Below are 25,487 nucleotides of genomic sequence, written 5' to 3'. Positions count from 1 at the left end.
TCGTCAGCCCCTCAGCGCAGGACGTCGAAGACCTGCTTCTGCACGCCGTTGGAGTACACCTCGTGCTCGACCAGCTTCAGCTTGGTCAGGTCCTTGTCGGCTTCGCTGAACAGGCGCTTCCCGGAGCCGAGGAGCAGCGGGAAGACCAGCAGGTGGTAACGGTCGACCAGCCCGGCGTCGGCTAGGCCCCGCGCGAGTTCGGCGCTGCCGTGCACGGAGATCGGCCCACCCTCGGTCTTCTTGAGCTCGGCGACCTCGTCGAGCGTGCGCAGGACGGTGGCGGGCCAGCGCGGGTCGTCTTCGGTGAGCTTGCTGGAGACCACGTAGCGGGGCATGGAGTTGTAACCCGCGAACTCCTCCATCGAAGGCCATACGGGGGCGAACGCTTCGTAGCTCCGACGCCCCAGGAGCAGCGCGGCGGCCTCCTCCTGTTCGCGGCTCTTGATCTCGTAGGCCGCCTCGTCCATCGGGACCGCGTTGAAGGTCCAGCCGGAGTTACGGTAGCCGGGCTCTCCGCCCGGTGCCTCCATGACGCCGTCGACGGACACGAAGGCGGTGATGATCAGGGTGCGCATGCTCGATTCCTCGCTGGTCGGTTGCCTGACATCCTCTCGTCGTACGGTGCGACCCGTATTCGACACCTCAAGCGGACTTTTTCGAAGTTTTCTTGTGGCACCGAGAATGGCACGGGCGGCGGTCCGGCCTCTGGCCGCTTCGGCCTGTTCAGGGCCGCTGCGGGCCGACGGTCCGGCCGCAGTCAGGGAACCTCCACGCCCACCAGGTGCTCCGGGGTGGGCAGGGCCTCCTCGGAGGCGAGCAGTACCTCGCGCAGGGCGGGGCTCACCGCGTCGCGGCGCCAGGCCAGACGCGCGTAGGAAGGGGTGAACTCCTCCGCCAGCCGCACCAGGCGGATCCGGTCCCGGGGCACGTTGGCGACCGCCGTGTCCAGGGTGAAGCTCAGCCCGACCCCTGCGCCCACCAGCGCCATCAGCGTCCACGAGTCCGACGCGACCTGGACGATGTCGGGGGAGAACCCCGCTTCGTAGGCGGCGCGGATGAACGTCTCGCGCACGATCGACCCGGGGGCCGCCGGCAGCGCCACGAAGGGTTCGTCCCGGCACTCGGCGATGCTCACCGTCTCCCGCTCGGCCAGCCGGTGGTGCTCCGGGACGACCAGCACGTAGTGCTCCTCGGCCACGACCCGCTGCGCGATCTCCGGCGGCCGCACGCTCCACCGCACCAGCGCCAGGTCCAGTTCGCCGTCGATCACCGAGCGCAGCGCCTCGTTGGCGTAGGTGGTGCTGCGCAGCCGGAGCTCGATCCCGGGGCGCCGCTGGCGGACCAGCCTGCTCAGGTCGCCCACCAGCAGATGCGAGGAAGGACCGGCGAAACCCAACCGCACCAGTCCGGTCTCACCTCTCCCGGCGGATCGGACCGCGCTGCGTGCCACCCGACAGCCCTCCAGCACGTCGTTGGCGGGTCCGATGAGTGCCTGCCCCGCCGTGGTCAGGTGCACCGAACGGGTGGTGCGCACGAACAGCTGGGCGCCCAGGTCGCGTTCGAGCTGCTTGATGGCGCGCGTCAACGGGGGTTGGGCCATGTGCAGGCGCTCGGCGGCACGGCCGAAGTGCAGTTCCTCGGCGACGGCGAGGAAGGCCTCCAGATGGTGCAGGTTCATGCAGGGCAACCTATGTCACGCGACCTGTGCCGCCGGGTGGCCCTCTTCACCCCGGAGGCTTCAACGCCTCCGGATTATTCCATCTGAAGCAACAATGCGGCGACATCAGGTATTGGACTCGTATGAGAACTGTCCGCCATCATCGTGGCCATGAGTTCCGAGACCGAGGTCACCGCCGAAGACTTCACCGACGTCCGCGCCCAGGTGCGCGACTTCGTCCGTACGAAGGTCGTCCCGCGTGAGAACGAGATCCTGGCGACCGACGCCATCCCCGAGGACATCCGCAAGGCCGCCGCGGACATGGGTCTGTTCGGGTACGCGATCCCCCAGCGCTGGGGCGGACTCGGTCTGAACCTCGTCCAGGACGTCGAGCTGGCCATGGAGTTCGGCTACACCTCGCTCGCCCTGCGATCGCTGTTCGGGACGAACAACGGCATCGCCGGGCAGGTGCTCGTCAACTTCGGCACCGACACCCAGCGAGAGCGCTGGCTGGAGGGCGTCGCCTCGGGGGAGGTGATCGCCTCCTTCGCCCTCACCGAACCCGGAGCGGGTTCCAACCCGGCGGGTCTGCGCACCAAGGCCGTGCGTGACGGCTCCGACTGGGTCATCGACGGCGGCAAGCAGTTCATCACCAACGCCCCGCTCGCCGGTCTGTTCGTCGTCTTCGCCCGCACCCGCGAGCCCGGCCCCGAAGGCAACGGCATCGCCGTGTTCCTCGTGCCCGCCGACGCCCCCGGCGTCACCGTGGGCCCCAAGGACGCCAAGATGGGCCAGGAGGGCGCCTGGACCGCCGACGTCACCTTCGACTCGGTGCGGGTGGGCGATGACGCGCTGGTCGGCGGGGACGAGAAGGTCGGCTACAAGGCCGCGATGAGCTCACTGGCCCGGGGCCGGGTGCACATCGCCGCGCTGTCGGTCGGCACCGCCCAGCGCGCCCTGGACGAGTCGGTGTCCTACGCGGCCGCCAACACCCAGGGCGGTGTGCCCATCGGTGACCACCAGCTGGTCCAGGCCATGCTCGCCGACCAGTACACCGGCGTGGAGACCGGGCGCGCGCTGGTCCGCGACGCCGCCGCCAAGTACGTGAGCGGCGAGGACCGCCGTATCGCACCGTCAGTGGCCAAGCTCTACTGCACCGAGATGGTCGGCAAGGTCGCCGACCTGGCCGTCCAGGTGCACGGCGGCGCCGGGTACATGCGCGAGGTGCCCGTGGAACGCATCTACCGCGAGGTGCGGTTGCTGCGCCTGTACGAGGGCACCAGCGAGATCCAGCGGCTCATCATCGGAGGCGGCCTGGTCCGCGGGGAGAAGGAGAGACTCCAGTGAGCACAGCGCCCCGGGCCCCGGACCGGGCTCCCGGGGCGCCGCCGTGGGGAGGGGTGCTGGTCTTCTGGCTCGAGAAGGCGGTGGCCGGAGCCCACCGGGCGGACGGACTGCTTGTTCCGGCTCCGACCGCTCCCGCGCCCCGGCCCGCTGTTCCGGCCCCGACCGCTCCCGCGCCCCGGCCCGCTCACCCCGAACCCCCGCCCTGTTCGAGAGAGAAAGGCGTGACCCATGCGTGAGGTCGTCATCTGCGAACCCGTCCGCACCCCCATCGGCCGTTACGGCGGGGTGTTCAAGACCGTCACCGCCGTGGACCTGGGCGCCCAGGCCCTGACCGGGCTCCTGGACCGTACCGGCATCGACCCCACCGTGATCGACGACGTCATCCTGGGCCACTGCAACGGCAACAGCGAGGCGCCCGCCATCGGCCGCGTCGTCGCCCTCGACGCCGGACTCCCGGTCACCGTTCCCGGCCAGCACCTGGACCGGCGCTGCGGCTCCGGCCTGCAATCGGTGGTCAACGCCGTCATGGGGGTGCTCAGCGGAGCCCAGGACCTGGTCGTGGCGGGCGGGGTGGAGAGCATGAGCAACGCCGTGTTCTACTCCACCGACATGCGCTGGGGCGGGGCCCGCGGCGGCATCACCGTCCACGACGGGCTGGTGCGCGCCCGCGAGACGGCGGGCGGTTCCCGTTACCCGGTGCCCGGCGGCATGATCGAGACCGCCGAGAACCTGCGCGCCGAGTACGGGATCACCCGCACCGAGCAGGACGAGCTCGCCGTCGCCTCGCACGCCCGCGCCGTCGCCGCCCAGAGCTCCGGGGTCTACGCCGAGGAGATCGTTCCGGTCACCGTCCGCGGACGCAGGGGCGAGAGAGTCATCGACACCGACGAGCACCCGCGCGCCGACACCAGCGTGGAGAGCCTGGCCGAGCTCAAACCTCTCATGGCGGCCCAGGACCCCGAGGCCACCGTCACGGCGGGCAACGCCAGTGGGCAGAACGACGCCGCCGCGCTGTGCGTGGTCACCACCCGGGACAAGGCCGAGGAGCTGGGACTGCGCCCGCTGGTGCGGTTGCGGACCTGGGCCGCGGCCGGGGTCGCGCCCAGGGTGATGGGCATCGGCCCGGTCCCCGCCACCGACCGCGCGCTCGAACAGGCCGGTCTCACCCTCGCCGACCTCGACGTCATCGAGTTGAACGAGGCCTTCGCCGCCCAGGCGCTCGCCGTCATGCGCGAGTGGAAGTTCACCGCCAAGGACCTGGAGCGCACCAACGTCCACGGGTCCGGGATCTCGCTGGGCCACCCGGTCGGCGCCACCGGCACCCGTATGATCGGCACGCTCGCCCGCGAACTCGACCGCAGCGGGGGCCGTTACGGGCTGGTCACCATGTGTGTCGGCGGCGGTCAGGGGCTGGCCGCGGTGTTCGAGGCGGTGGGGGACCGGTGACCCGCCACGTCACTGGCGTCACCGAGCGAGGTCCGGCGGCGGCCAGGGCCTCCGGCCACCGGCCGACGCCTGCCCGAGGACGCCGGGCTCCGACCCGACGCCCGTCTTCCACGCGGTCCTGGTCCGGCCCCGCCCCGCGGCGGCGCGGGGCGGGCGCTCACTCCTGTGCGGGCGGTTCCTGTCCGAGGTAGAAGGCTGTGGTCCGGTCCCTGGCCGCCTCGGCCTGCGCGCGCGGGGTACCGAACTCCGCGCTCACCTCGCCCCAGCGTTCACTGCTGGCGGTGACGAACCTGCGGCCCTCGTCCGTGGCCTCCCAGCCCTCCTCCTCCAGCGCCTCCGCCCCGGCGTGCAGGTGCTGGGCCAGTCCTAGGAAGGCCAGGTCCCAGCCCACGCCGGTCGCGCCCGGGCCGAACCGCTGCCAGAAGTCCGCCTCGGTGTCGGCGTGCTCGGTGTGCTTCAGTGTCAGCCTGGCCCCGTCGCCCTCGGGGTCCACCCGGACGGTGATCCAGCTTGTTTCCCCGTTGAACTCCCAGGTGGCGCCGAAGGAGTGGGGTGCCGTGCAGGCCTCGATCGTGCCGCTGGCGTTTCCCTCCACCTGGTAGTCCCCGCCCAGGCGGAGGTCGCCTGTGACCGGGGCGAACCAGAGGCGGAGGCGCTCGGCCGAGGTACACGCTTCCCACAGGTCCTCGACCGTGGTGTCGTATCGCTGGCTGAGCGTGGTCATCAGCGTCTGCTCCCCGTCACGCTTCCCGGTTCTCAGCCCTCGGGACACGGCTCCGATCTGCCCGTCCACGTCGACGGTTCCGCTTTCGCTCATTCTTCCTCCTGGACGCTTCGTCGCTGCTTCCCCGGCCGGTTCCGGGCTCCGGCGCGGTCAGGCACGGTGCCCGCGACCGGCGAACGGGCCCGGGAGCCCGTCCACCGGAGGCAGCGCCTGGGCGCCGATCCGGTGGAGGCGCCCCCTACCCCGTACCCCCGTGACCCCGGCGCGTGGTCGTGTGAACCCGCGTTCGGGTCCTACCCGGAGGCGGTGTGAATCAGCGGGCCTGTCGGCCCCGAATTGTTCGGGCCGATCACCGGGGGTTCTCCAACGTCGAAGCCGTGCGGGGTTGCGGGCCGGTGGCTGCCATTCGCGCAAGCGCGTGCGGGGCACCGCTCCAAGGCCGGGAACGGGAGCGCCCCGCGCACGCCCCCGGCCGGGGGCGTGCGCGGGGCGCTCCTGCGAAACGGCTCAGCCCAGGACCACTGGCAGCCGGGCAGCGCCGCGGGAGACGATGGACGGGGACTCGGGGACCTCCTCGCCCTCGGCCAGACGGATGTCCGGGAACCGGGAGAAGAGCGCCTCCAGGGCGGTGGTCCCCTCCAGTCGGGCCAGGCCCGCGCCCAGGCAGAAGTGCGGCCCGTGCGAGAAGGCCAGGTGCCCGCGCTGCTCACGGCGCAGGTTGAAGACGTGCGCGTCCCCGCCGTGCTGCTCGGGATCGCGGCCCGCCGCCCCGAAGCCCATGAGCAGGGCCTCACCCTTGGGCACGCGCACCCCGCCCAGGGTGACGTCCTCGGCGGTGTAGCGCAGCGGCAGGTACTGGATACTGGCGTCCCAGCGCAGGGTCTCCTCCACTACGTCGGCCCAGGACGCCTCGCCGCTCCGGACCAGCGCGAGCTGCTCCGGGTGGGTGAGCAGGGCGTGCGCCGCGTTGGCGATGAGGTTCATGGTGGTCTCGTAACCCGCGCCGATCATGAGGATCAGGGTCCACACGAGCTCGGTCTGTGAGAGCTTCTCGTCGCCCTCGGCACGCGCCTCCAGCAGGGCGCTGGTGAGGTCGTCGCCCGGGTTCTTCGCCTTCTCCTCGGCGAGCTCGGCCAGCAGGGCGAGCATGTCCGCGTTGGTCTGCGCGGCCACGTCCGGGGGCGTGGTGGTGTCGAAGACCCGGTGGATCAGCGTGTGCAGGGTGTCGCGGTGCTCGGCGCCGACCCCGAACAGCTCGGAGATCACCGTCATGGGCAGCGGCAGTGCCAGCGCGGCCTTGAGGTCGACCGGGTCGGTCCCGGCCCCGGAGTCCGCGGCGGCGTCCAGGAGCTCGGTGACGATCTCCTCGACGCGCGGACGCAGCAGCTCCACCCGGCGCGGGGTGAACGCCTGGGAGACCAGGGTGCGCAGGCGCCGGTGGCGGTCGCCGTCCGCGGTGAGCATGTTGTCCGGAGCCACCCAGGAGATGAGCGGCCAGTCCATGGGGATCTCACCCTGAGCCCAGGGGCGCCAGTGCCGTGCCTCCTTGCGCACGCCGGGGTGGGCCAGCGCCTCCATGATGACGTCGTGTCCGGTCAGCGCCCGAACAGCCACGCCACCAACGATCTCAACTTCGACGACGGGGCCTCGGCCGCGGAGCTCGGCTGTCTGTCGGTGGAGGTCGTAGGGGTGGAGGACGGGGATGTCTGTTGCCATGGAGGTGTGGTGCCTTTCGGGGAATCGGGGGTGAACGCGACCGGCAGCCGGGACAGCGCCAGTGCGAAGGGGGCGGGGCGCCGCTCGACGTCGTCCTGTGTCGCCCGCAGGCCGGAGAGCCGTTTGGTGAGGGTCTCCACCCCGACCTGGGCGATGGCGTAGGCGAAACCCTGGGCCGGGCAGCGGTGCGGGCCCGCGCCGAAGGCCAGGTGCGCGCGGTTGCCCTGCTCGATGTCGGGGCCGCCCCCGGACATCGAGGCGTGCGCGGCCGCGTACCCGAGCAGGATCGGCTCGCCCGCCTGGATCAGCGTTCCCGTACTGACCCGCACGTCCTTCACCGGGTACAGGACTGGGTAGTTGTTGACCGGCGGGTCGCGCCAGAGCACCTGGTCGATCGCCTCCCCGACCCCCACCCGGGCGCCGCGGAACGCTTTGCGCACCTCGTCGTCCACCAGGAGCGTGCGCACGGTCCCGGCGATCAGGTTGGCGGTGGGTTCGGCCCCGGCCCCGATCGTCACGACGAGCTGGGCCAGCAGCTCCTCGTCGCTGAGGCCGGCCCGGTGCTGGAGCATCCACGTGGTGATGTCGTCCGCGGGCTCGGCGTGCTTGACCGAGATCGCTTCGGACAGGGCGCGCTCGTACTCGCCGTTGGCCTTGACCGCGTCGATGCCGTCCCACAGGTCGCTGAGGGAGTTCAGCACGCGTTCGCCCACGTCGCGGGAGAAGCCGAAGAGCTCACACAGCACCAGCAGGGGCAGCAGGCGCGCGTACTCGGAGACGAGCTCGGCGTGGCCGCGCGCGACGAAGGCGTCGATGAGGGTGTCGGCGTGCCGACGCGTGATGTCCCCGACCCGGCTCTCGGGGACCTGGCCCAGGGAGTCGACCACCACGCGCTTGAGGCGGGCGTGCTCCTCGTCGTCGGAGAACAGCAGGTTGGGCCGGTGGGTCATCATCGCCACGACCGGGGCGTCGTCGGGGATGCGGCCCTCGCGCCAGTCGCGCCACAGGCGCGAGTCGCGGCGGAAGGTACGGGTGTCGCGGCACCAGGCGGTGATCAGCGCGTAGTCGGCGACGACCCAGGCCTTGATGCCGGGGAAGATCTCGGCTGGGAAGACGGGGCCGTGCTCCTGGACCATGCGCTGGTTGACCGCGTGCGGGTCGGCGTGGAAGTCGGCGGAGTGGAGTTCGGCGTACGGACAGCGGGGGGCCAAAGCGATCCTGTCATGGGAGGGTACGAGGCGCTCAGTCTAATATCCCAATGCGGACTTTCGGCATCTTGGGTCGCACCCGGAACACCTGCCCCGCAAGGATTCCAGGCCCCGGTGCCGGTCCGAGGCCCCCGTCGGCCCGGTCAAGCAGGGACGGCGCTGAGCGCTCCGGCCGTAGGGGAGCCGGGCAACACCCCTTCGGGGCCCTGGACGCGGTCCCGCGCCCCGAAGGGGTCCGGGCCGTCGGGGAGGCCTTCCCTGAGCTGGACGTCGTCGCCACTGGCGGCGTCGGCATCGCCGGCTCTGGTGCCCGACTCGACCCGGGCGCCGCCGTGGTCGCGCTCCCCTCTCCGCCCGCAGTGCCCGCACCTGGGACACCGAACGGACGGGGCGCAGGTTCATCCGTGTCTGCCCTGGTGCACAGAGCACCATGCAGAGCGCAATCTGGTGCGGATTGCCACTGGCTGCCCGGGTGTCCATGCTTCACGATGGTGAAGTCCGCACGCCGTCGCCTGGAGTCGCCATGTCCCCTGCCTCACCTGACCCGGACCCCGCCACCGCCGAACGCGCCGCCGAACACCTCGACGTCCTGATCGTCGGCGCCGGGATCTCCGGCATCGGGGCGGGTCGCTACCTCAGGGCAGAGCTCCCCTCGAAGTCCTTCGCGATCCTGGAGGCGCGGGCGGCCTCCGGCGGCACCTGGGACCTGTTCCGCTACCCGGGCATCCGCTCCGACTCGGATCTGCACACCTTCGGATACGAGTTCAAGCCTTGGCGGGACGAGGAGTCCATCGCCTCCGCGCCGCGGATCCTGGACTACCTGCGCGAGACCGTGGCCGAGAACGGCCTGGACCGCCACATCCGGTACCACCACAAGGTGATCTCGGCGTCCTGGTCGAGTGAGCAGGCGCGGTGGGCCGTCCTGGTCGAGCGCACCGACAGCGGCGAGCAGGCGACGCTGACCTGCTCGTGGCTCTTCGCGGCCGGCGGCTACTACCGCTACGACCAGGGTTTCACCCCGCGCTTCGAGGGTCGGGAACGCTTCCGGGGCGCGATCGTGCACCCGCAGCACTGGCCCGAGGACCTCGACTACGCGGGCAAACGGGTGGTGGTCATCGGCAGCGGAGCCACCGCCGTCACCCTGCTGCCCGCGATGGCCGAGACCGCCGCGCACGTGACGATGCTGCAGCGCACCCCCTCCTACATCATGGCGGTGCCCAAGAAGGACGCCATCGCCAACGCCCTGCGCAGGTTCCTCGGCCCCGAGCGCGCCTACGCGCTGACCCGGCGCAAGAACATCGCCCAGCAGCGCCTCGTCTGGTCCTTCTGCCAGCGCTACCCCAGGGCCGCGCGCCGGTTCATCCGGTGGGCCAACACCAGGCAGCTGCCTGAGGGCTATCCGGTCGACGAGCACTTCAACCCGCCCTACGACCCCTGGGACCAGCGCCTGTGCGCGGTGCCCGACGGGGACCTGTTCAAGGCCATCCGGGAGGGGAAGGCATCGGTCGTCACCGACCGGATCAGCACGTTCACCGAGAACGGGGTGCTCCTCGAATCCGGCCGCGAGCTGGCGGCCGACGTCATCGTCACCGCCACCGGCCTGAACGTGCAGGCGTTCGGCGGGATCGGGATCACCGTGGACGGCGAGCGGGTCCGCCTGCCCGACACCGTCGCCTACAAGGGCATGATGCTCTCCGGGGTGCCCAACCTGGCCTACGCGATCGGCTACACCAACAGCTCCTGGACCCTGAAAGTGGGCCTGTTGTGCGAGCACTTCTGCCGTCTGCTGGCGCACATGGACGCCCACGGCCACGACGTCTGCCGCCCGGAGGTCTCCGACCCGGCGATGCCGACCCGGCCCTTCCTCGACTTCGACGCGGGCTACGTCAAGCGGGCGATCGACCAGCTGCCCCGGCAGGGTGATCGGATGCCCTGGCTGACCTCGATGGACTACCGATCGGACGTCAAACTGCTGCGTGCCGACAGCGTCCTGGACCCGGAGCTGCACTTCGGCCGGGCGGGATCCGCGACTGACCCCGCGCACACCGACTCCGCGCACACCGACTCCGCGCGCACCGACTCCGCGCGCACCGAGACGGCGGCCACCCGATGAGCATCGAGAACTCTGAGCCGGTCCCCGCGGACTCCGCCGAGGACCGGTTCGTGGACCTGCCCGGCGGCATCCGGATCTGTTACCGAGTCGACGGCCCCGCCGACGGAATTCCGCTCCTGCTCATCGCGGGCCTGGCCCTGGACCTCACCTCCTGGCCCCAGCGCATGGTTCAGGGGTTCACCGACCGCGGGTTCCGGGTGATCCGCCTCGACAACCGCGACGCGGGCCGCTCCACCCGGATGGCCGCGCCGCCGCCGGGGCGGCTGCGCCAGCTGCTGGCCCGGCCCCGGGCGGACGCCTACGATCTCACCGACATGGCCGCCGACACCCACGGCCTCCTCGACCACCTCGGAATCGACCGCGTCCACCTGGTCGGCATGTCCATGGGCGGCATGATCGCGCAGACCCTCGCGGCCCGGCACCCCGACCGCGCCGCCACCCTGACCTCCATCTTCTCCACCACCGGCGACCGCCGGGTGGGCCAGCCCGCCCCCTCGACCCTGATCCGGATGGCCAGGCCCGCGGCCCGTACCGCCGAGGAGTCGGTGCAGCGGCACCTCTCCCTGCTCGCGCACATCGGTTCGAAGGCGCACCCGCCCGACGAGCACCTGGAGCGGACCTGGGCGCGCGCCGTCTGGGACCGCCGCGGCGGTCCCCGCAGCGGCGCGGAGGTGGCCCGACAGATCGGCGCCATCCAGGCGTCCGGCGACCGCACCGCGCAGGTGCGCCGGATCACCGCGCCCACCCTGGTCGTCCACGGCGACGCCGACCCCATGGTCCACCCCAGCGGCGGCCGCGCCACGGCCAGGGCGATCCCCGGGGCCCGGCACGTCCTCATCCCGGGCATGCGCCACCACCTGGCCCCCGGGGTCCTCGACCATCTGGTCGACCTCACCAGCGGCCTCGCCCGCAAGGAACGCGCCACCAGGGCCAAACGCGAAAGCCGTAAGAGCTGAGCGCTCCCAGCTCCCCGCACCTTCCGCATCCCCCGTCGAAGGAACCCCACCATGAAGAACCTCGCCAACAAGGTCGCCGCGGTCACCGGAGCCGGATCCGGGATCGGGCGCGCACTCGCGCTGGCCCTCGCCGCCCAGGGCTGTCACCTCGCCCTCTGCGACGTGGACGAGACGGGCCTGGACGAGACCGCCGCCCTGCTCGCCGGTTCCGGGGTCACCACCACGACCACCGTGCTCGACGTCGCCGACGAGCGGGGCGTGTACGCCTGGGCCGACCGGGTCGTCGCCGACCACGGACGGGTCAACCTCGTCTGCAACAACGCCGGAGTGGCGCTGTCCGGCACCGTCGGCGGGGTCGGTCTGGACGACTACCGCTGGATCATGGGCGTCAACTTCTGGGGCGTGGTCTACGGGACCAAGGCCTTCCTGCCCCACCTGGAGGCCTCGGGTCAGGGGCACGTCGTCAACGTCTCCAGTGTCTTCGGGCTGAGCTCCCAACCCCTGATGAGCGGGTACAACGCCAGCAAGTTCGCGGTGCGCGGGTTCACCGAGTCCCTGCGCCAGGACCTGAAGGTGGCTGGCTCCCCGGTCTCGGCGACCTGCGTGCACCCGGGCGGGATCAAGACCAACATCGCCAGGACGGCCCGCCACGACGACAGCGTCCGCGAACTCACCGGCAAGAGCGGCGCTGAGGCCGGGCGGGAGTTCGAGAAGCTCTTCATCACCTCACCGGAGAAGGCGGCCGCGGCCATCCTGCGCGGGGTGCGCCGGGACCGGCCCCGCGTGCTCATCGGCGCCGACGCCCGCGCCCTCGACGCCCTCGTCCGTCTCCTGCCCACCGGCTACCAGCGCCTCTTCACCGCCGCGGTGCGCTCGCGCCGCAGCAGGGGCTGACCAGCAGGAGCTGACCACAAGGGGCAGAACACCTCATCCAGGGCAAGAGGGCGGTATAAAATCCACCGGTGAAAGACGACTGGGAAACCCCCTCCCCACGGGCGCGCGAAGTCATTCGCAAGGGCGCCGAACAGGCGCTGGACCCGAAGGCGGAATGGCTCGACGAGCTGTTCGACGCGGTCCGGCACGCCAGCGGCACGTCGCCCGCGCACGTGGACCCGGTGCTGGAGGACGGCGCCCGCCGGGCCAACCTCTCCAACCTCCTGCACTGGGCGGCCGCCAACATCCAGCGCCCGGGGGCCCGGGTCAGCGCCAACCTGAGCCCTGAGCTATTGGAGTCCGTCCGGGACATGGTCCGCCGCGACCTGGACGAGAAGGCCCTCGACATCTGGCGGCTGGGCCAGAACGTCGCCTGGCGCCGCTGGATGGAGATCTGCTTCGGCCTCACCTCCGACGCCGGGGTCCTGCACGAGGTGCTCGCCCTCACCTCGCGGTCCATCTACACCTTCATCGACGACACCATCGACGCCGTCAGCGAGGTCATGCGCCAGGAGCGGCGGGAACTCAGCCAGGGCACCCACTCCGAACGGCTCACCACCGTGTCCCTGATCCTGGAAGGCGCACCGGTCTCCCGTTCCAGCGCCGAATCACGCCTGGGCTACCACCTGACCGGCAGCCACCTGGCCGCCATCATCTGGGGAAACGACGTCACCGGCGACCAGCTCGAACAGGCCGCCGAGCAGGTCCTGGCCGCCGCCGGAACAGCGAGGCGGCTCACCCTGCTCGCCACCGGTTCGTCGATGTGGCTGTGGCTCCCGGTCTCCACCGCGCCGCGCACCGAGGACCTGGAAGCGGGACTCGCGGCCGTTCCCGCGGTCCGGGTCGCCCTCGGCCGCCCGCGGTCGGACCTGGACGGTTTCCGGCAGAGCCACCTGGAGGCCGCGGCGGTCCAACGCATGATGGCCCGCCTGGGCACCTCCCGCCGCGCGGGCGGTTACACCGACGCCCAGCTGGTGGCGCTGCTCAGCCAGGACGTCGGCCGGGCGGACGAGTTCGTCGCGGACACCCTCGGCGAGCTGGCGTGTGCCGACCCCGTCCTGCACCTGACCCTGCGCACCTACCTCGACCAGCAGTGCAACGCCGCCCGGGTGGCCGAGCGCCTGTACACCCACCGCAACACCGTGGTCCGGCGGCTCGCCCGCTGCGACGAACTGCTGCCGCGCCCCCTGGCACACGACCCGGTCAGCGTCGGCGCGGCCCTCCACCTGCTGTCCTGGAGCGGCCCGAAGGAGTGAGGGGCCGGGGCCGTGCCGACTCCAAGGAGTGCCGAAGGACCGCCAGGTCGTCGGGGCGCATGGGTCTGGCGTGCTCGGGTCGAGGAGAGAGGGCTTCTGCGAACAGGGCGACGGGCACCGATTCCAGGCCGAGTCGTAGAGCTACCGCGATCCTGTGGTTTCCGTCGAGGGTGCCGAACTCCTCGTTGAACCCGAGGTTGAGAGGTGTCAGGATTCCGTGCTCCTCGATGTCCGAGGTCAACGCATCCAGGTGGCGCGGTGTGTCCACGAGCGCGGAACCGACACGTTCGCGGTCGACTGCTCGGTATCGCGCGACCAGGGCGGTGGGCAGGTGAACGGGGGAGATCGCCATGCGTAGATCATGCACGATGGCGGGACGGTGGTGTGCGGCGCGGACATCTCCGTGCCACCTCGTCCTTCGAGGGGAGGGGCACCCCGAGTTATGTGTCGGGGTACCCGGTCGCGTTAGCCCTGGAGAGTGTTCAGCAGGTTGGCCCACTCCCTGCTTACGAAGGAGAGATGGCCGTGCTGGCGGTGTTTGGTGTCGCGGACCAGGACGCTCTGCCCTTCCGCGACCTCCACGCAGTTCCCCTGGCCTCCGGTGTAGGAGGAAACGTGCCACGTGGGCAATGTGGGGTCTTCAAAGGACTTCATGTCACCATCCATCTTGTCTGTGGTGCTGCTAGTTGATGCGCTGAAGCGCGTCCTTGATGAGGCCTTCCGTTGCGGCCGCGGGTGCCGCGTCCTGCCGAAGACTGTTGAAGATTCGGCTGTGCAGGGAGATCTCATCTTCCGCTTCGAGGTAGATCGCCCCTCCCGAGTACTCGACGTAGGCCAGGGCGTAGTCCTTGTTGACCACGGTGTAGTCGAGCAGCACGAATGAGCCGTAACTGGCTGCGTGAGCACCAGAGGCAAAAGGAAGGACCTTGATGCTGATGTTGTCCCGCAGGCTCATCGCCAGCAGGTACTCCAGCTGCTCTTGGTGGACTTCGGGGCCGCCCACCTGACGAAGTAGCGCCGACTCGCTGATGACCACCATTAGGTTCGCCGGATCGTCTCCGGTCAGCTTCTCCTGTCGGCGTTGGCGGAGGTTCACCGCATCCTGAACCTGCTGCTCGGCTGAGGGGACCTGGACGTCCTTCTCGACGAGTGCCCGTGAGTACTCGGGGATTTGCAGGATGCCGGGAATCAGCTCCGGCTCGTACGTGCGGATCCGGTGTGCGGCGCTCTCCACACCGACGAAGAGGCTGAACCAGTCGGGGAGAGCTGACTTGTAGCGCTGCCACCAGCCGGGCTCTTTGGCGGCGTAAGCCAGGTCGGCGAAGGATTCGAGCACGTCCGCCGGAACCCCGTAGTGGGTCATGAGGAGGCGGGCGTCGCCGGGGGAGATGGTGGTCTCCCCGCGCTCCACACGGGACAGGGTGGCCTTGCTGAAACCGGCTACGGCTGCTGCTTCCGCTGAGGAGCGCTTGCCCCTGGCTTCCCGGAGGAAGTTGGCCAGACCGAGTCTGGCCACCATCGGGCTCCCGACTGACACCAGTACTCCACCTCTCGGTGCGGATATGCGACCGGATCAGTCTCGCGCATCTGGCGGACGGCGACAACTTTCTGCAAATCTCTCTGTGAGATTTTCAGTAAGAGACTTGCGATCAGTTGTGTCTCAGTGCACTATCGAAGCTAGCAGGGAGTGACTGGGTGCATACCGGAGTCGAAGAAACCTGTGCTGTGTCTGGTGATGGGTGGAGGGCGTTATGGGTGCTGGTCGGAAAGTCGGACCTCGGCGGCCAGGTGGTGGGGTGGGGCTGTCGTCGGCGGCGTTTTGCTACATGGACGGCAACGAGCAGGTGGTGCGGCGGGTGCGCTCGTGGCTGACCCGGGACGAGCGGCTCCAGGGGGACCGCGGGTTCTGGGTGGCGCTGGTCGGCAGCGAGCTCGCGACCAACGCGGTGCGGCACACAGCGAGCTGTGAGAAGTACGGGCGGATCGGGGTCTCGATGGAGTTCCTGGGGCACACGACCGTGCTGCTCGGGGTGCTGGATCAGGGGCGCAAGTGGGGCGGGCCCCGGTTGAAGCCGCGAGTGATCGAGCGGGAGCCGGGGGAGATGTACCCGGGCGGGCGCGGGCTGTGGCTGGTGGACCGAATCTCTGAGTACTGGTGGTGGGAGGGGCGCCCGGACCAGCCCTTGTACATGCGGGCGATGGTCCACCTCGACCGGGAACCCGACCTGGACGGTTAGAGGAACACGGGTGCGGATCGCGGCTCAGGCCAGCGCGGCGGGAAGCGCAGCCTCGGTGCACAGGGGCCATTGACACCCGCGCGCACGCTCTGGGCGATCGACGCACCCCCGGAAAGCACAGTGCCCGGGTCGGTGCACCAATCACCGGCCCGGGCTGATCAACCACCTGAACAAGACAGGGGATTGACCATGGAGAACTCTAGCGGAGGAAGGCACCGCAAGCCTCGGCAGACGATGGCCTCGCGGTTGTGGTGGGTGTTCGCCTCGGCGGTGGCGTGGGCGTTGTGTCAGGTGATCGGGGCTCCGACCAGGACCGAGCCGGTGAGGGTGGCGTTGGCGCCAGTGCCTCGGAGGTTGGAGCTGGCGGGGGACAACGGGCGGGACTGGGAAGACCCGGACCAGATGGCGGGGGCTCTGGTACGGCCCTATCTGTTGCGCAGGTGAGCACAGGAAGGGAAGGCCCGGGGGGTGATCCGGGGTCTCCCCAACGGCTCAGAGGGTGGCGAGGAAGTCCAGGAGGGCCTTGTTCACCTCGTCGGGGCGCTCCTGCTGGGTCCAGTGGCCGCAGCCCGGCAGGGTGATGTCGGCCTGCAGCTTCGGGACGATCAGGGGCAGCATCCCGCGCAGCTCCGGTACCCCCTTGAGCACGCTGACCATGTCCTTGTCGCCCACCATGTACAGCGCCGGGACCTCGATGCGCAGCCCCTGGAAGGCCGCCATCAGGCTCTGGTTGCGGTCGATGTTGCGGTACCAGTCGAGCGGCCCGGTGAAGGCGTCCGGCGCGGAGTAGTCCTCGGCGAAGGCCTCGATGTCCTCGGTGGTCAGCCAGTCGGGCAGCCCGTCGGGCTCGGGCATGGCGTCCAGCAGTTCACCGCCCTCGGGGACGAGCCACGGGGTGGGCTCGTTGGCGCCCGAGGCCCCGACCAGCAGACGGCGCAGGGTCGAGGCCGGGTCAGCGGCGAGTTCGGCGTCGGCTCTGCCGGGTTCCTGGAAGTAGGCCTGGTAGTAGCCGTCGCCGTAGGTGCGGCGGGAGGACTCGATGGACGGCATCGCGGTGGGCGGCAGCGGCGGCACGCTCAGGCCCACCACGCCGCGGACCAGGTCGGGGCGGAGCAGGGCCGTCGTCCAGGCGACCGGCGCGCCCCAGTCGTGGCCGACCACCACCGCGTTCTCCGCCCCCAGCGCGGTGATCAGCGCGGTGACGTCGCCGACCAGGTGCGGCAGCGTGTACTCGTCGGCACTGGCGGCGCGGTCGCTGCGGGCGTATCCGCGCTGGTCGGGCGCGACCACCCGGTACCCGGCCCCGGCGAGCGGCCCGAACTGGTGCCGCCAGGAGTACCAGCTCTCCGGAAACCCGTGCAGCAGCAGGACCAGCGGCCCCTCGCCCTGTTCGGCGACGTGCAGGCGAAGCCCGTTCACCTCGACGTGGTGGTGCTTGACGCTCAACTCGACTCCTCTCGTGCCCCGTCCGGGAGGTCGGAACGGGGTACTGGACCGGCGGAGTCAGCGTAGGGGAGCGTGGTGAACAAGGACAGATGCGGTGCCCGTTCGCGTGCGTGGGGATCGCGGCCCGGGGGACTGTCCCCTGTCCCCCGGGCCGCTCACGGTTCGGGCCCCTGATCCGAACCGTTGACCCGAACCTAGGCCGGGCGGTCGGGGCGCACCATCCACAGGGTTTCAGGGTGGGCGGGGTCAGCGTTCCCGGTTGAAGGCCCACACCGCCAGGGGCGCGAACACCGCCGTCAGACCAGCGGACCAGGCCAGGGTGAGCGCGACCGAACCACCCGCCGGGGTTCCGGTGAGCAGGGCCCGTGCGGCGTCCATAGCGTGGGTGACCGGGTTGACCTCCGCCCAGGTCCGCAACCAGCCCGGCAGCGTCTCGACGGGGGCGGCCATGCTGGTGCCCAGCAGCAGCGGCAGGATCGAGATGAAAGTGACCGCCATGACCCCGTTCTCGTCGCGCAGCAGCACCCCCAGGAACACCATCACCCAGCTCAGCGCGAACCCGAACCCGATCGCCAGGGTGCAGGCGGCGATCGCGGAGGGCAAGTCGGTCCCGACCCGGAACCCCATCAGGAAACCGATCGCGAACAGGATCAGCACCGTGACCAGGTAGCGGACCAGGTCGGCCAGGACCGAGCCGAGCAGCGGGGCCGAGCGGCCGATCGGCAGACTGCGGAAGCGGTCGTAGACGCCCTTCTTCATGTCGATGTTGATGGTCAGCCCCGAGGAGAGCATCCCGGCGACGCCCGCGCCCATGACCAGCACCCCGGGGAAGAGGTACTGCAGGTAGGCGTCGGTGGAACCGGACACCGACCCGCCGAAGAGGTACACGAACAGGACCATGAACAGCGCCGGGGTCATCACGCCGTTGACCAGCGACCCCGGGTTGCGCAGGGACTTGGCCAGGCTGCGCCGGGCCAGGACGAGGCTGTGCCGCACGAGTGGCGCGGGGCGCCCACTCGGTGCGGGGCGGGGTACGGAAGTGATTCGGGCCGGGGTGTCACGGGCCGAGGTGCTCATGCGCTGGGCTCCACTGTGCTGGTTTCCTGCGGTGTGTTCGCGGCTGTGCCGGTGAGGGCGAAGAACACCTCGTCGAGGCTGGGCAGGTGGAGGGAGAACTCGGTGACCGAGACCCCCTCCGCCCGCAGGCCGTCCGCCATCTCCCAGGCCAGTGAGTCGCTCGCCACCGGGACGGACAGGGTCTGCCGGACGCGTTCGGGCTCTCGGCCGGTGACCCGTTCCATGACGGCGGCGGCCGCCCCGATCCGGGCGGGGTCGGCGGGCCGGAGGGAGACGGCCTGGCCGCCCACCACCCGCTTGAGCTCGGCGGGCGTGCCGTCGGCGATCACGCGGCCGTGGTCGATCACCGCGATCCCGTCGGCCAGGGCGTCGGCCTCCTCCAGGTACTGGGTGGTGAGCAGGACGGTGGTGCCCTCCGCGGTGAGCTCGCGGACCATCCGCCACAGCTCCTCGCGCTTGCCGGGGTCGAGCCCGACGGAGGGTTCGTCGAGGAAGACCACTCGGGGCCGCCCCACCAGGCTGGCCGCCAGGTCCAGACGGCGGCGCATCCCGCCGGAGTAGGTGGCGACCGGGCGCGTGGCGGCGTCGGTGAGCTCGAAGCGGTCCAGGAGCTGGCCCGCACGGGCGAGGGCCTCGGTGCGGCGCAGGTCCAGGAGCTGGCCGATGAGCACCAGGTTGGCCCGGCCGGTCAGCTCCTCGTCGATCATCGACTGCTGTCCGGTCAGCCCGATCAACCGGCGCACGCCGGCGGCCTGGCGCACCACGTCGAAGCCGCCGACGGCGGCGGTGCCTTCGTCGGGCCGGGCGAGGGTGGCGAGGATGCGGATGGCGGTGGTCTTCCCGGCGCCGTTCGGACCCAACACACCCAGCACCGAGCCGGGGCGGGCCGCCAGGTCCACCCCGGCCAGCGCGGTAGTCCTGCCGAACCGTTTGACCAGACCCTCGGCTCGGAACGCGTACTCAGTCATGGCTCACGCCGCCCTCCAATGAGTTTCAGATGTTCATGTCATTCGAATGTTGAGAGTATCCGAGTGGTGCTGGTATCTCAACGTAGGATGGGTGCACCGCGGCAAGGAGGAAGATGGTTCGGCTCAGCAGGGTGCAGCAGCAGGAACGCAACCGGGCACGCGTGCTCACGGCGGCACGGGAGGAGTTCGCCGAACGCGGTTTCCGCGATGCCAAGATCGACCGCATCGCCGACCGCGCCGAACTCACCCGGGGCGCCGTCTACTCCAATTTCCCGGGCAAACGCGCCCTCTACCTGGCCGTTCTGGCCGAGGCCGCGGAGGCGGCGGAGCGCGCCCCGCAGGGTGAGGCCGCCGATCCGGTCAGCGCGTCCGAGGCCTTGGGCGCCTTCGCCCGCGCCTGGGTGGCCCGCCTGCCCCTCACCGGGGCCGACGAGCGCATGGGAGCCGAACTCACGGCCGAGGTCACCGCGGACCCCCGAGTGGGTCGGGTGTACGCGCAGCTCACGTCCTTGCAGGCGGTCCTGGTCGGGCTGGCCCTGGAACGCCTCGAAGCCGCTCCCGAGTCCGGCCAGCGCAGGGTCCGGGTCGCCGAGAGCGTCCTGACCACCCTGCACGGGGCAGGACAGCTCGCCGTGGCCGCGCCCGGGTTCACCGACCCCTTCACCGTGATCCGCTCCTGCGAGCGCCTGGCCGGGCTGGACCTGGACGACAGCTGGCCGCTCCCGCACATCGCCCACATCCCGGCCGCTCGCCCCGTGGACGAGCCCTGGTCGGGACCCAGTGCCCTGGACGTCCTGCACCAGGAGTCTGTCCGGATCGACGAAGGGGTCGTGGTGGTGCTGGGCCTGCACCGGCTGGAAGCCGTCGAGGAAGCCCTGCGCGCCGCGCCCGAGGACGTGCCGGTGACGATCGTGCCGGTCACCGCCGAGTCCGCGGAACTCCTCCCGCTGGTCCGCCTGGTCCTGGCCGAACTGCGAGGCGGGCTTTCACGGTCCTTCCCCGCTCGGACCTGGGCGCGGCCGCGGATCGTCCTGGATTCCGGGCTCGCTGCCGCCGCCGGTGCGGTCGAGTTCGACGACGACACCGAAATCGCGCTCCGTCTGCAGGGAGGCCGGATCGTCGCCCGCTCGCAGGGGCGGGGAGCGGCCCACGCCGTGGCGGCCTTCAGCCCGGAGGTGGGTACCACCACGCAGGACAGTTCGGCTGACACCCCTAGCCACCGCTGAGCTTGAGGAACTGCCGGGTCCGGAACGGCCGCTGGGTCCAGGCCGGTCCACTGATGTCGGCCTGGTGGCCGGGCCCCGCCCCTCATGGGTCCGGCTCACGGCCGCCCGGAGCGCGCGGCGCCGCCTCCTCCACGGTGCCGTCTGCCGCCACCGCGCTCGCCGCTTCCTGCGGGGAGAACCCGGCGGTCAGCCAGGCGGCCACGTCCTGACGCGGTACCCCCGCGTCCCACCAGGTGCGGAGCAGCTTCTCTGCGTCTCTGCCCGCCTTCGCCGACCGGGCGGCCTCCTCCGGGGCGAGGCCGAGCGCGCGATAGAGCACCGCCTGGGTGGCGTTCACCCCGGTGCGCGCCCACGGCAGCGCTTCCAGGCCCCGCCAGCCCGCGTCCAGGTAGGCGCGGGCCCGGGCCGGTGGGACCCCCGCGCGCAGCAGCGCGGTCATCGTCTCGGCCTGCGCGTCGTCCAGGTCCAGATCACGGTCGCGGTGTCGCCGGAACAGCCGGGCGAACAGCCTCCGGGGATGCGGGCGCTCCCCGGCCAGGTGTCGTTCGGCGGCCTCCGCGCGGTCGTATCCCAGCTCGTGCCAGCGCACGGCCTCGCCCGGTTCCATCCCGGCCCGCAGCGCCGGGCCGACGGTGTAGGGGGTCAGCCCCGCCGCCCGCCAGGCCTGTGCGGGCTCGGGGCGGTACACCCCGCGCTCCCGCCAGCGTTCGGCGGCGTCCAGGACGAACCCGGCGTCGATCCATCGCCGTGCCTCGGCCACCGCGAAGCCCCGCGCGGTCCAGGCGTGCAGGTCCTCGGGTTCGGGCGCGGGGTCGTCGAAGGCGACGTTCACGGCTCCTCCGTGGGTCGTGGGCCTCTTCGGGTCCCTCCGGAATCTCGTACTGTCAACTTAGGTTGACCGCGCGGGAAAGTCAACCGAAGTTGACTTTGGCTGGCTGGTGCGGGTGGGAAATCCGTTTTGACCTGCTAAGGGACACGCAAGTCGAACACTGGGCCAGCAGCCGTGTCGGTGCGACACTGAGGGCTGCGGCGAGTGGGACCCCGAACGGGTGCCGAGGCCCGCCTGCGGTCGAGGGGCTTGGCGCGGGGAGGAAACACGGGTGGCGGCCGGACGGCCGGCCTAAGGGGGTGAGCGCGTGGAAGAGGACGGCGAAGCGGTGACCCCGCTCGGCGAGAGCGAACGCCTGTTCCAGGACCTCGTCAGATCCGTGCACAAGAGCGGGCCCAACGAGGTCCTGGAGGCCGCCGACCGCTACGGTGCGGCGATCGGTCTCAGCAAGATCACCGTGCACCTGGTGGACCTGCAGCAACACCTGCTCGTCCCGCTCACCGGCGGCCCCATCCTCGACGTCGACTCCACCGTCGCCGGGGAGGCCTACCGCTCCGACACCCTGCGGCTCGTCGAGGGCGGTGCCGATGCTCTCAGTCTCTGGCTCCCCCTCAAGGACGGCGCGGACCGCATGGGCGTGCTGCACATCCGTACCGCCTGCCTCGACGAACCCACACTCCGGCGCTGCCAGACGCTCGCCTCGCTGCTAGCACTGGTCATCACGTCCAAACGCGCCTACAGCGACACCTACGTCCGCCGTACCCGTGCCCGCGACGTGCAGCTGCGCACCGAGATGCTGCGCGCCTTCCTACCGCCCCGTACCCTCGGGACCCGCCGCGGGATCTCCACCGCCGTCCTCGAACCCGCCTACGAGCTGGGCGGTGACGCCTTCGACCACTCCATCACCCGCAATACCCTGCACGCCGTCATCCTGGACGCCATGGGCCACGACCTCGCCTCCGGGCTGACCGCCTCGGTCGCCATGGCCGGGGCCCGCAGCGCCCGCCGCAACGGCGCCGACCTCGCCGAACTCATCACCAACGTGGAACGCGCCCTGGTCACCTGGCTGCCGGAACGCTTCTGCACGGCGATCTTCGCCAACCTGGACCTGTCCACCGGCCTGTTCTCCTGGGCCAACTGCGCCCACCCCGAGCCGTTGCTCATCCGCGACCGACGCCTGGTCGAGGGGGCGATGGAGCGCGACCCCGAACTCCCGCTCGGCCTCGACGGCATCGTCCCCGACGCCGCCCCGCGCACGGTCCACGAGATCGCTCTGGAGCCCGGCGACCAGGTCCTGCTCTACACGGACGGGGTCACCGAGGCACACGACAGCGAGGGCAGGATGTTCGGGCAGGAACGCTTCACCGACTTCGTCATCCGGGCGGCCTCCGCGGACGAACCCGCCCCCGAGACCCTGCGGCGCCTGATCCACGCCATCCACGACCACCAGCGCGGCAGTTTCACCGACGACGCCACCATCATGCTGCTGGAGTGGGCCCCGGACGGTGTGGATCGGCTCCACCGCTGAGCCTCCGGCCCCGGTGAGATACCGGGGCCGGGTCACCGGCGTCAGTTCACCACAGGGCGAGGACCCGACTCGGACCGCCGGAGGCGTCCAGGCCCGGCAGTACCCCCACCGTGATCATCGCCCCGCTCGGCGGCAGCTGCTCCAACCCGGTCAGGGCCTCCAGCCCCCACCGGTCGGCGCGGCCCACCACCTCGTGGGCGCCGAACTCGGTGGAGTTGCCGGGGTCGGTGCTCAGCGTGTCCACCCCGGTCCCGGCGATGGCCCGCTGGGAGACCAGGAACTCGCAGGCGTCCGCGGAGAAACCGGGGAAGTGCCACGAGCCGTCCTCCGCCACGCCCCGGACCCGCCCGTCGCCCTCCGCCCAGCGGGTACTCCACCCCGAACACATCAGCACCGCGGCCCCGGCCGGGATACGGCCGTGGAGCCGCTCGAAGGCGTGGACGTCGTCAACGGTCACCGTGGTGTCGGGGTCCTCGGCGGCCCGCGCGCGGATGTCGATCACGGCGGCGGGCGCCACGAGCTCGCCCGGGTCGATGTCGGGTACCAGCCGCCCGCCGCCGATCACGTGTCCCGGGGCGTCCAGGTGGGTGCCGGTGTGCTCGGACATGCTCCACCGCTGTACGTAGAACCCGAACTCGCCCTCGGGCGCGGGCGGTGCGAGCGTCTCCCGGACCGGCTTGTCCTCGTCCCAGGACGGCATGCCGGGGGAGAGGGTGTGGCTGAGGTCGACCACCCGCCGAAACCCCTTCGGCCAGGGGCGCGGGGTGAGCGGCGGGGTCGGCGGTCCGGCGGGAGCGGAGCCGTCGGAGCGGGCCCTGACGGTCTCACCGGTTCCGTGCAAGCACATGGTGTCCCCTTCGTCTGCGTGTCCCCGCGGATGCGCCCGCGGGAACGACCGGGGCAACCCTAGACTCCCCGCAAGCCGCCCCGAAAGCCGCCGCGATTCCCCTCCCCAAGCGGGGCCAGGAGCGGTTGAATGGTGAACCGGACCCGAGCGGAGAAGGAACCCATGCCCGAACCCAGCGCCGACTGGTGGAAGTCCAGCGTCGTCTACCAGATCTATCCGAGCAGCTTCAAAGACAGCGACGGCGACGGTGTCGGCGACCTGGCCGGGATCGTCGAGAAACTGGACTACCTCAAGCTCCTCGGCGTGGACGTCGTGTGGCTCTCGCCGGTCTATCCCTCGCCTTGGGACGACAACGGCTACGACATCAGCGACTACACCGGCATCGATCCCCGGTTCGGCACCCTGGAGGACTGGGACCGGCTCCGGGACGGGCTGCACGAGCGCGGGATGCGCCTGGTCATGGACCTGGTCATCAACCACACCAGCGACCGGCACCCCTGGTTCACCGCCTCGCGCGAGGGCGACGAGGACAAGAAGGACTTCTACTTCTGGCGGCCCGGGCGCGACGGCGGCCCGCCCAACAACTGGGGTTCGGTGTTCTCCGGTCCGGCCTGGACCTACGACCAGACGCGCGGCGAGTACTACCTCCACCTGTTCAGTCCCTCCCAGCCCGACCTGAACTGGGAGAACCCCCGGGTGCGCGCGGCCGTGCACGAGGTCGCCCTGTGGTGGCTGGCCCGGGGCGCGGACGGGTTCCGGATGGACGTGATCAACTTCGTGTCCAAGAACCCCAAGCTCCCGGACGGGCCGGTGGCCGGCGACTACGGGATCTTCGCCGAGCACGCGATCAACGGGCCGCGCCTGCACGAGTTCCTGCACGAGATGCACGAGAGGGCCTTCGCCGGGCGCGACGTGCTCACCGTGGGGGAGATGCCGGGGGTGAGCGTGGAGCAGGCCCGTATCCACACCAATCCGGTCAACCGCGAGCTCGACATGGTGTTCCAGTTCGAGCACGTGGATCTGGACCACGGACCGGGCGGTAAGTTCGACCCTCGGCCGCTGGACCTGGTCCGGCTCAAGGCCTCGCTCAACCGCTGGCAGGTCGGCCTCAACGACCGGGGCTGGAACAGCCTGTACCTGAACAACCACGACCAGCCGCGCGTGGTCTCCCGCTTCGGTGACGACGGCCGTTACCGGGTGGAGTCGGCGACCGCGATCGCCACCACCCTGCACATGATGCAGGGCACCCCGTACGTCTACCAGGGCGAGGAACTGGGCATGACCAACGCCCACATGGACGACATCGCCGACTACCGCGACCTGGAGACCCTGAACTACCACCGCACCATGGTGGAGACCGGCAAGGTCGACGCGAATGCGGCCATGGCGGGGATCACGAGGATGAGCCGGGACAACGCGCGCACTCCCATGCAGTGGACCGCCGGTGCGAACGCCGGGTTCACCACCGGGACGCCGTGGATCGGGGTCAACCCCAACCACATCGGGATCAACGCCGAGGCCGCCGTGGCCGACCAGGGTTCGGTCTTCCACCACTACCGGCGCCTGATCGCCCTCCGCAAGGAGCACCCGGTCATCGTGCACGGCAGCTTCACCCCGCTGCTGGAGGAGGACCCCCGGGTCTACGCCTACACCCGGACGCTGAACGGCCAGGTGCTGCTGGTGCTGGCCAACTGGAGCGGCCAGCGGGCGGAGGCGGAGCTGCCCGGGGACCTGGCTGCGGCCGACGCCGAGCTGCTCCTGGGCAACCTCCCCGACCCGGGGCCGGTCGCGGCCCCGCTGCGCCCCTGGGAGGCCAGGGTCCACCTGATCCGCTGAACCCTGATCCGCCGGCCGACCGGCGGTCTGGCCCGCCCGCGGCCGTTGACCGTCGAACACGACCCGCCCCGGGAGCGGTTCCGGGGCGGGTCATCGGAGCGGTCCGCCCGGCCGACGCGCCCCTGACCGACATCCTG

Annotated in this window: 23 protein-coding genes; 10 read left to right on the top strand and 13 right to left on the bottom strand. The window is 71.0% G+C overall.

Going from position 1 to position 25,487, the window contains the following annotated elements; translation table 11 throughout:
- Positions 1 to 11: 11 nt before the first annotated feature.
- Complete coding sequence (locus HNR07_RS11645; protein ID WP_184364970.1) at positions 12 to 575, bottom strand: dihydrofolate reductase family protein; 564 nt, start codon at positions 573 to 575, stop codon at positions 12 to 14.
- A gap of 182 nt (positions 576 to 757) precedes the next feature.
- The gene (locus HNR07_RS11640; RefSeq protein ID WP_184364968.1) at positions 758 to 1,678 is read right to left on the bottom strand and encodes a LysR family transcriptional regulator; all 921 of its coding nucleotides are present in this window, start codon (positions 1,676 to 1,678) and stop codon (positions 758 to 760) included.
- 150 nt (positions 1,679 to 1,828) lie between these two features.
- Here HNR07_RS11640 and HNR07_RS11635 point away from each other — a divergent pair, with 150 nt between their 5' ends.
- Both HNR07_RS11635 and HNR07_RS11630 read left to right on the top strand, forming a co-directional pair.
- A complete protein-coding gene (locus HNR07_RS11635) occupies positions 1,829 to 3,004 on the top strand; it encodes an acyl-CoA dehydrogenase family protein (RefSeq protein WP_184364966.1) in 1,176 nt (391 codons plus the stop codon).
- A gap of 228 nt (positions 3,005 to 3,232) precedes the next feature.
- The gene (locus tag HNR07_RS11630) at positions 3,233 to 4,450 is read left to right on the top strand and encodes an acetyl-CoA C-acetyltransferase (protein ID WP_184364965.1); all 1,218 of its coding nucleotides are present in this window, start codon (positions 3,233 to 3,235) and stop codon (positions 4,448 to 4,450) included.
- 157 nt (positions 4,451 to 4,607) lie between these two features.
- Here HNR07_RS11630 and HNR07_RS11625 read toward each other — a convergent pair whose 3' ends face one another.
- The 3 genes from HNR07_RS11625 to HNR07_RS11615 all read right to left on the bottom strand — a co-directional run bounded on the left by HNR07_RS11625 (position 4,608) and on the right by HNR07_RS11615 (position 8,101).
- On the bottom strand, positions 4,608 to 5,267 hold the full coding sequence (locus HNR07_RS11625; protein WP_184364963.1) for an SRPBCC family protein: 660 nt from the start codon (positions 5,265 to 5,267) through the stop codon (positions 4,608 to 4,610).
- Positions 5,268 to 5,681: 414 nt separating this feature from the next.
- Positions 5,682 to 6,788 (bottom strand): cytochrome P450 family protein, encoded by a 1,107-nt coding sequence (locus HNR07_RS11620; RefSeq protein WP_184364961.1) that lies wholly within the window; start codon positions 6,786 to 6,788, stop codon positions 5,682 to 5,684.
- Entirely contained in the window at positions 6,770 to 8,101 is a 1,332-nt protein-coding gene (locus tag HNR07_RS11615; RefSeq protein ID WP_184364959.1) for a cytochrome P450, read from the bottom strand. Before HNR07_RS11615 ends, HNR07_RS11620 begins: the two co-directional genes overlap by 19 nt.
- Positions 8,102 to 8,621: 520 nt before the next feature.
- Here HNR07_RS11615 and HNR07_RS11610 point away from each other — a divergent pair.
- From HNR07_RS11610 to HNR07_RS35890, 4 genes are all read left to right on the top strand, one after another.
- Complete coding sequence (locus tag HNR07_RS11610; RefSeq protein ID WP_184364957.1) at positions 8,622 to 10,211, top strand: flavin-containing monooxygenase; 1,590 nt, start codon at positions 8,622 to 8,624, stop codon at positions 10,209 to 10,211.
- Positions 10,208 to 11,167, top strand: coding sequence for an alpha/beta fold hydrolase (locus tag HNR07_RS11605; RefSeq protein ID WP_184364955.1), 960 nt, complete (start codon positions 10,208 to 10,210; stop codon positions 11,165 to 11,167). Before HNR07_RS11610 ends, HNR07_RS11605 begins: the two co-directional genes overlap by 4 nt.
- A 51-nt stretch (positions 11,168 to 11,218) precedes the next feature.
- Positions 11,219 to 12,061 carry an SDR family NAD(P)-dependent oxidoreductase gene (locus HNR07_RS11600; protein ID WP_184364954.1) on the top strand — a complete coding sequence of 281 codons (843 nt, stop codon included), beginning with the start codon at positions 11,219 to 11,221 and terminating at the stop codon, positions 12,059 to 12,061.
- A 68-nt stretch (positions 12,062 to 12,129) separates the two neighbouring features.
- On the top strand, positions 12,130 to 13,356 hold the full coding sequence (locus HNR07_RS35890) for a PucR family transcriptional regulator (protein ID WP_184364952.1): 1,227 nt from the start codon (positions 12,130 to 12,132) through the stop codon (positions 13,354 to 13,356).
- Here the strand turns inward: HNR07_RS35890 and HNR07_RS11590 are convergent.
- The 3 genes from HNR07_RS11590 to HNR07_RS11580 form a co-directional block, all read right to left on the bottom strand.
- Complete coding sequence (locus tag HNR07_RS11590) at positions 13,304 to 13,708, bottom strand: ParB N-terminal domain-containing protein (RefSeq protein ID WP_184364951.1); 405 nt, start codon at positions 13,706 to 13,708, stop codon at positions 13,304 to 13,306. The two genes, HNR07_RS35890 and HNR07_RS11590, sit on opposite strands and share 53 nt — an antisense overlap.
- 113 nt (positions 13,709 to 13,821) lie before the next feature.
- A complete protein-coding gene (locus tag HNR07_RS11585; protein ID WP_184364949.1) occupies positions 13,822 to 14,010 on the bottom strand; it encodes a DUF397 domain-containing protein in 189 nt (62 codons plus the stop codon).
- A 28-nt stretch (positions 14,011 to 14,038) separates the two neighbouring features.
- Entirely contained in the window at positions 14,039 to 14,893 is an 855-nt protein-coding gene (locus tag HNR07_RS11580) for a helix-turn-helix domain-containing protein (RefSeq protein WP_184364947.1), read from the bottom strand.
- 259 nt (positions 14,894 to 15,152) lie between these two features.
- On the opposite strand from HNR07_RS11580, the gene HNR07_RS11575 reads away from it, so the two are divergent.
- Positions 15,153 to 15,593, top strand: coding sequence for an ATP-binding protein (locus HNR07_RS11575; protein ID WP_312893757.1), 441 nt, complete (start codon positions 15,153 to 15,155; stop codon positions 15,591 to 15,593).
- A gap of 492 nt (positions 15,594 to 16,085) precedes the next feature.
- On the opposite strand, the gene HNR07_RS11570 is transcribed toward HNR07_RS11575, so the two are convergent.
- The 3 genes from HNR07_RS11570 to HNR07_RS11560 all read right to left on the bottom strand — a co-directional run bounded on the left by HNR07_RS11570 (position 16,086) and on the right by HNR07_RS11560 (position 19,084).
- Positions 16,086 to 17,039, bottom strand: a complete 954-nt coding sequence (locus tag HNR07_RS11570) for an alpha/beta fold hydrolase (RefSeq protein ID WP_184364945.1) — start codon at positions 17,037 to 17,039, stop codon at positions 16,086 to 16,088.
- Between the two features lie 246 nt (positions 17,040 to 17,285).
- On the bottom strand, positions 17,286 to 18,116 hold the full coding sequence (locus HNR07_RS11565) for an ABC transporter permease (RefSeq protein ID WP_246420269.1): 831 nt from the start codon (positions 18,114 to 18,116) through the stop codon (positions 17,286 to 17,288).
- On the bottom strand, positions 18,113 to 19,084 hold the full coding sequence (locus HNR07_RS11560; RefSeq protein ID WP_184364943.1) for an ATP-binding cassette domain-containing protein: 972 nt from the start codon (positions 19,082 to 19,084) through the stop codon (positions 18,113 to 18,115). The genes HNR07_RS11565 and HNR07_RS11560 overlap by 4 nt, the downstream gene beginning before the upstream one ends.
- Before the next feature lie 113 nt (positions 19,085 to 19,197).
- Here HNR07_RS11560 and HNR07_RS11555 point away from each other — a divergent pair, with 113 nt between their 5' ends.
- Complete coding sequence (locus tag HNR07_RS11555; protein ID WP_184364941.1) at positions 19,198 to 20,310, top strand: TetR/AcrR family transcriptional regulator; 1,113 nt, start codon at positions 19,198 to 19,200, stop codon at positions 20,308 to 20,310.
- A gap of 82 nt (positions 20,311 to 20,392) precedes the next feature.
- On the opposite strand, the gene HNR07_RS11550 is transcribed toward HNR07_RS11555, so the two are convergent.
- Positions 20,393 to 21,142: a serine/threonine-protein kinase gene (locus tag HNR07_RS11550; protein WP_184364939.1), complete on the bottom strand. Its 750-nt coding sequence runs from the start codon at positions 21,140 to 21,142 to the stop codon at positions 20,393 to 20,395.
- A gap of 304 nt (positions 21,143 to 21,446) precedes the next feature.
- On the opposite strand from HNR07_RS11550, the gene HNR07_RS11545 reads away from it, so the two are divergent.
- Positions 21,447 to 22,667 carry a PP2C family protein-serine/threonine phosphatase gene (locus HNR07_RS11545; protein ID WP_184364937.1) on the top strand — a complete coding sequence of 407 codons (1,221 nt, stop codon included), beginning with the start codon at positions 21,447 to 21,449 and terminating at the stop codon, positions 22,665 to 22,667.
- A 46-nt stretch (positions 22,668 to 22,713) separates the two neighbouring features.
- Here the strand turns inward: HNR07_RS11545 and HNR07_RS11540 are convergent, their stop codons facing one another.
- Positions 22,714 to 23,514: a cyclase family protein gene (locus HNR07_RS11540; RefSeq protein ID WP_184364935.1), complete on the bottom strand. Its 801-nt coding sequence runs from the start codon at positions 23,512 to 23,514 to the stop codon at positions 22,714 to 22,716.
- Between the two features lie 162 nt (positions 23,515 to 23,676).
- Between HNR07_RS11540 and HNR07_RS11535 the strand changes: the two genes are divergently transcribed.
- A complete protein-coding gene (locus tag HNR07_RS11535) occupies positions 23,677 to 25,350 on the top strand; it encodes a glycoside hydrolase family 13 protein (RefSeq protein WP_184364933.1) in 1,674 nt (557 codons plus the stop codon).
- Positions 25,351 to 25,487: the final 137 nt, after the last annotated feature.

Source organism: Nocardiopsis metallicus (genome assembly GCF_014201115.1).
GTDB classification, from domain to species: Bacteria; Actinomycetota; Actinomycetes; order Streptosporangiales; family Streptosporangiaceae; genus Nocardiopsis; species Nocardiopsis metallicus.
The sequence above is the reverse complement of the archived record's forward strand: the minus strand, read 5'-3'. Positions and strand labels throughout refer to the sequence as shown.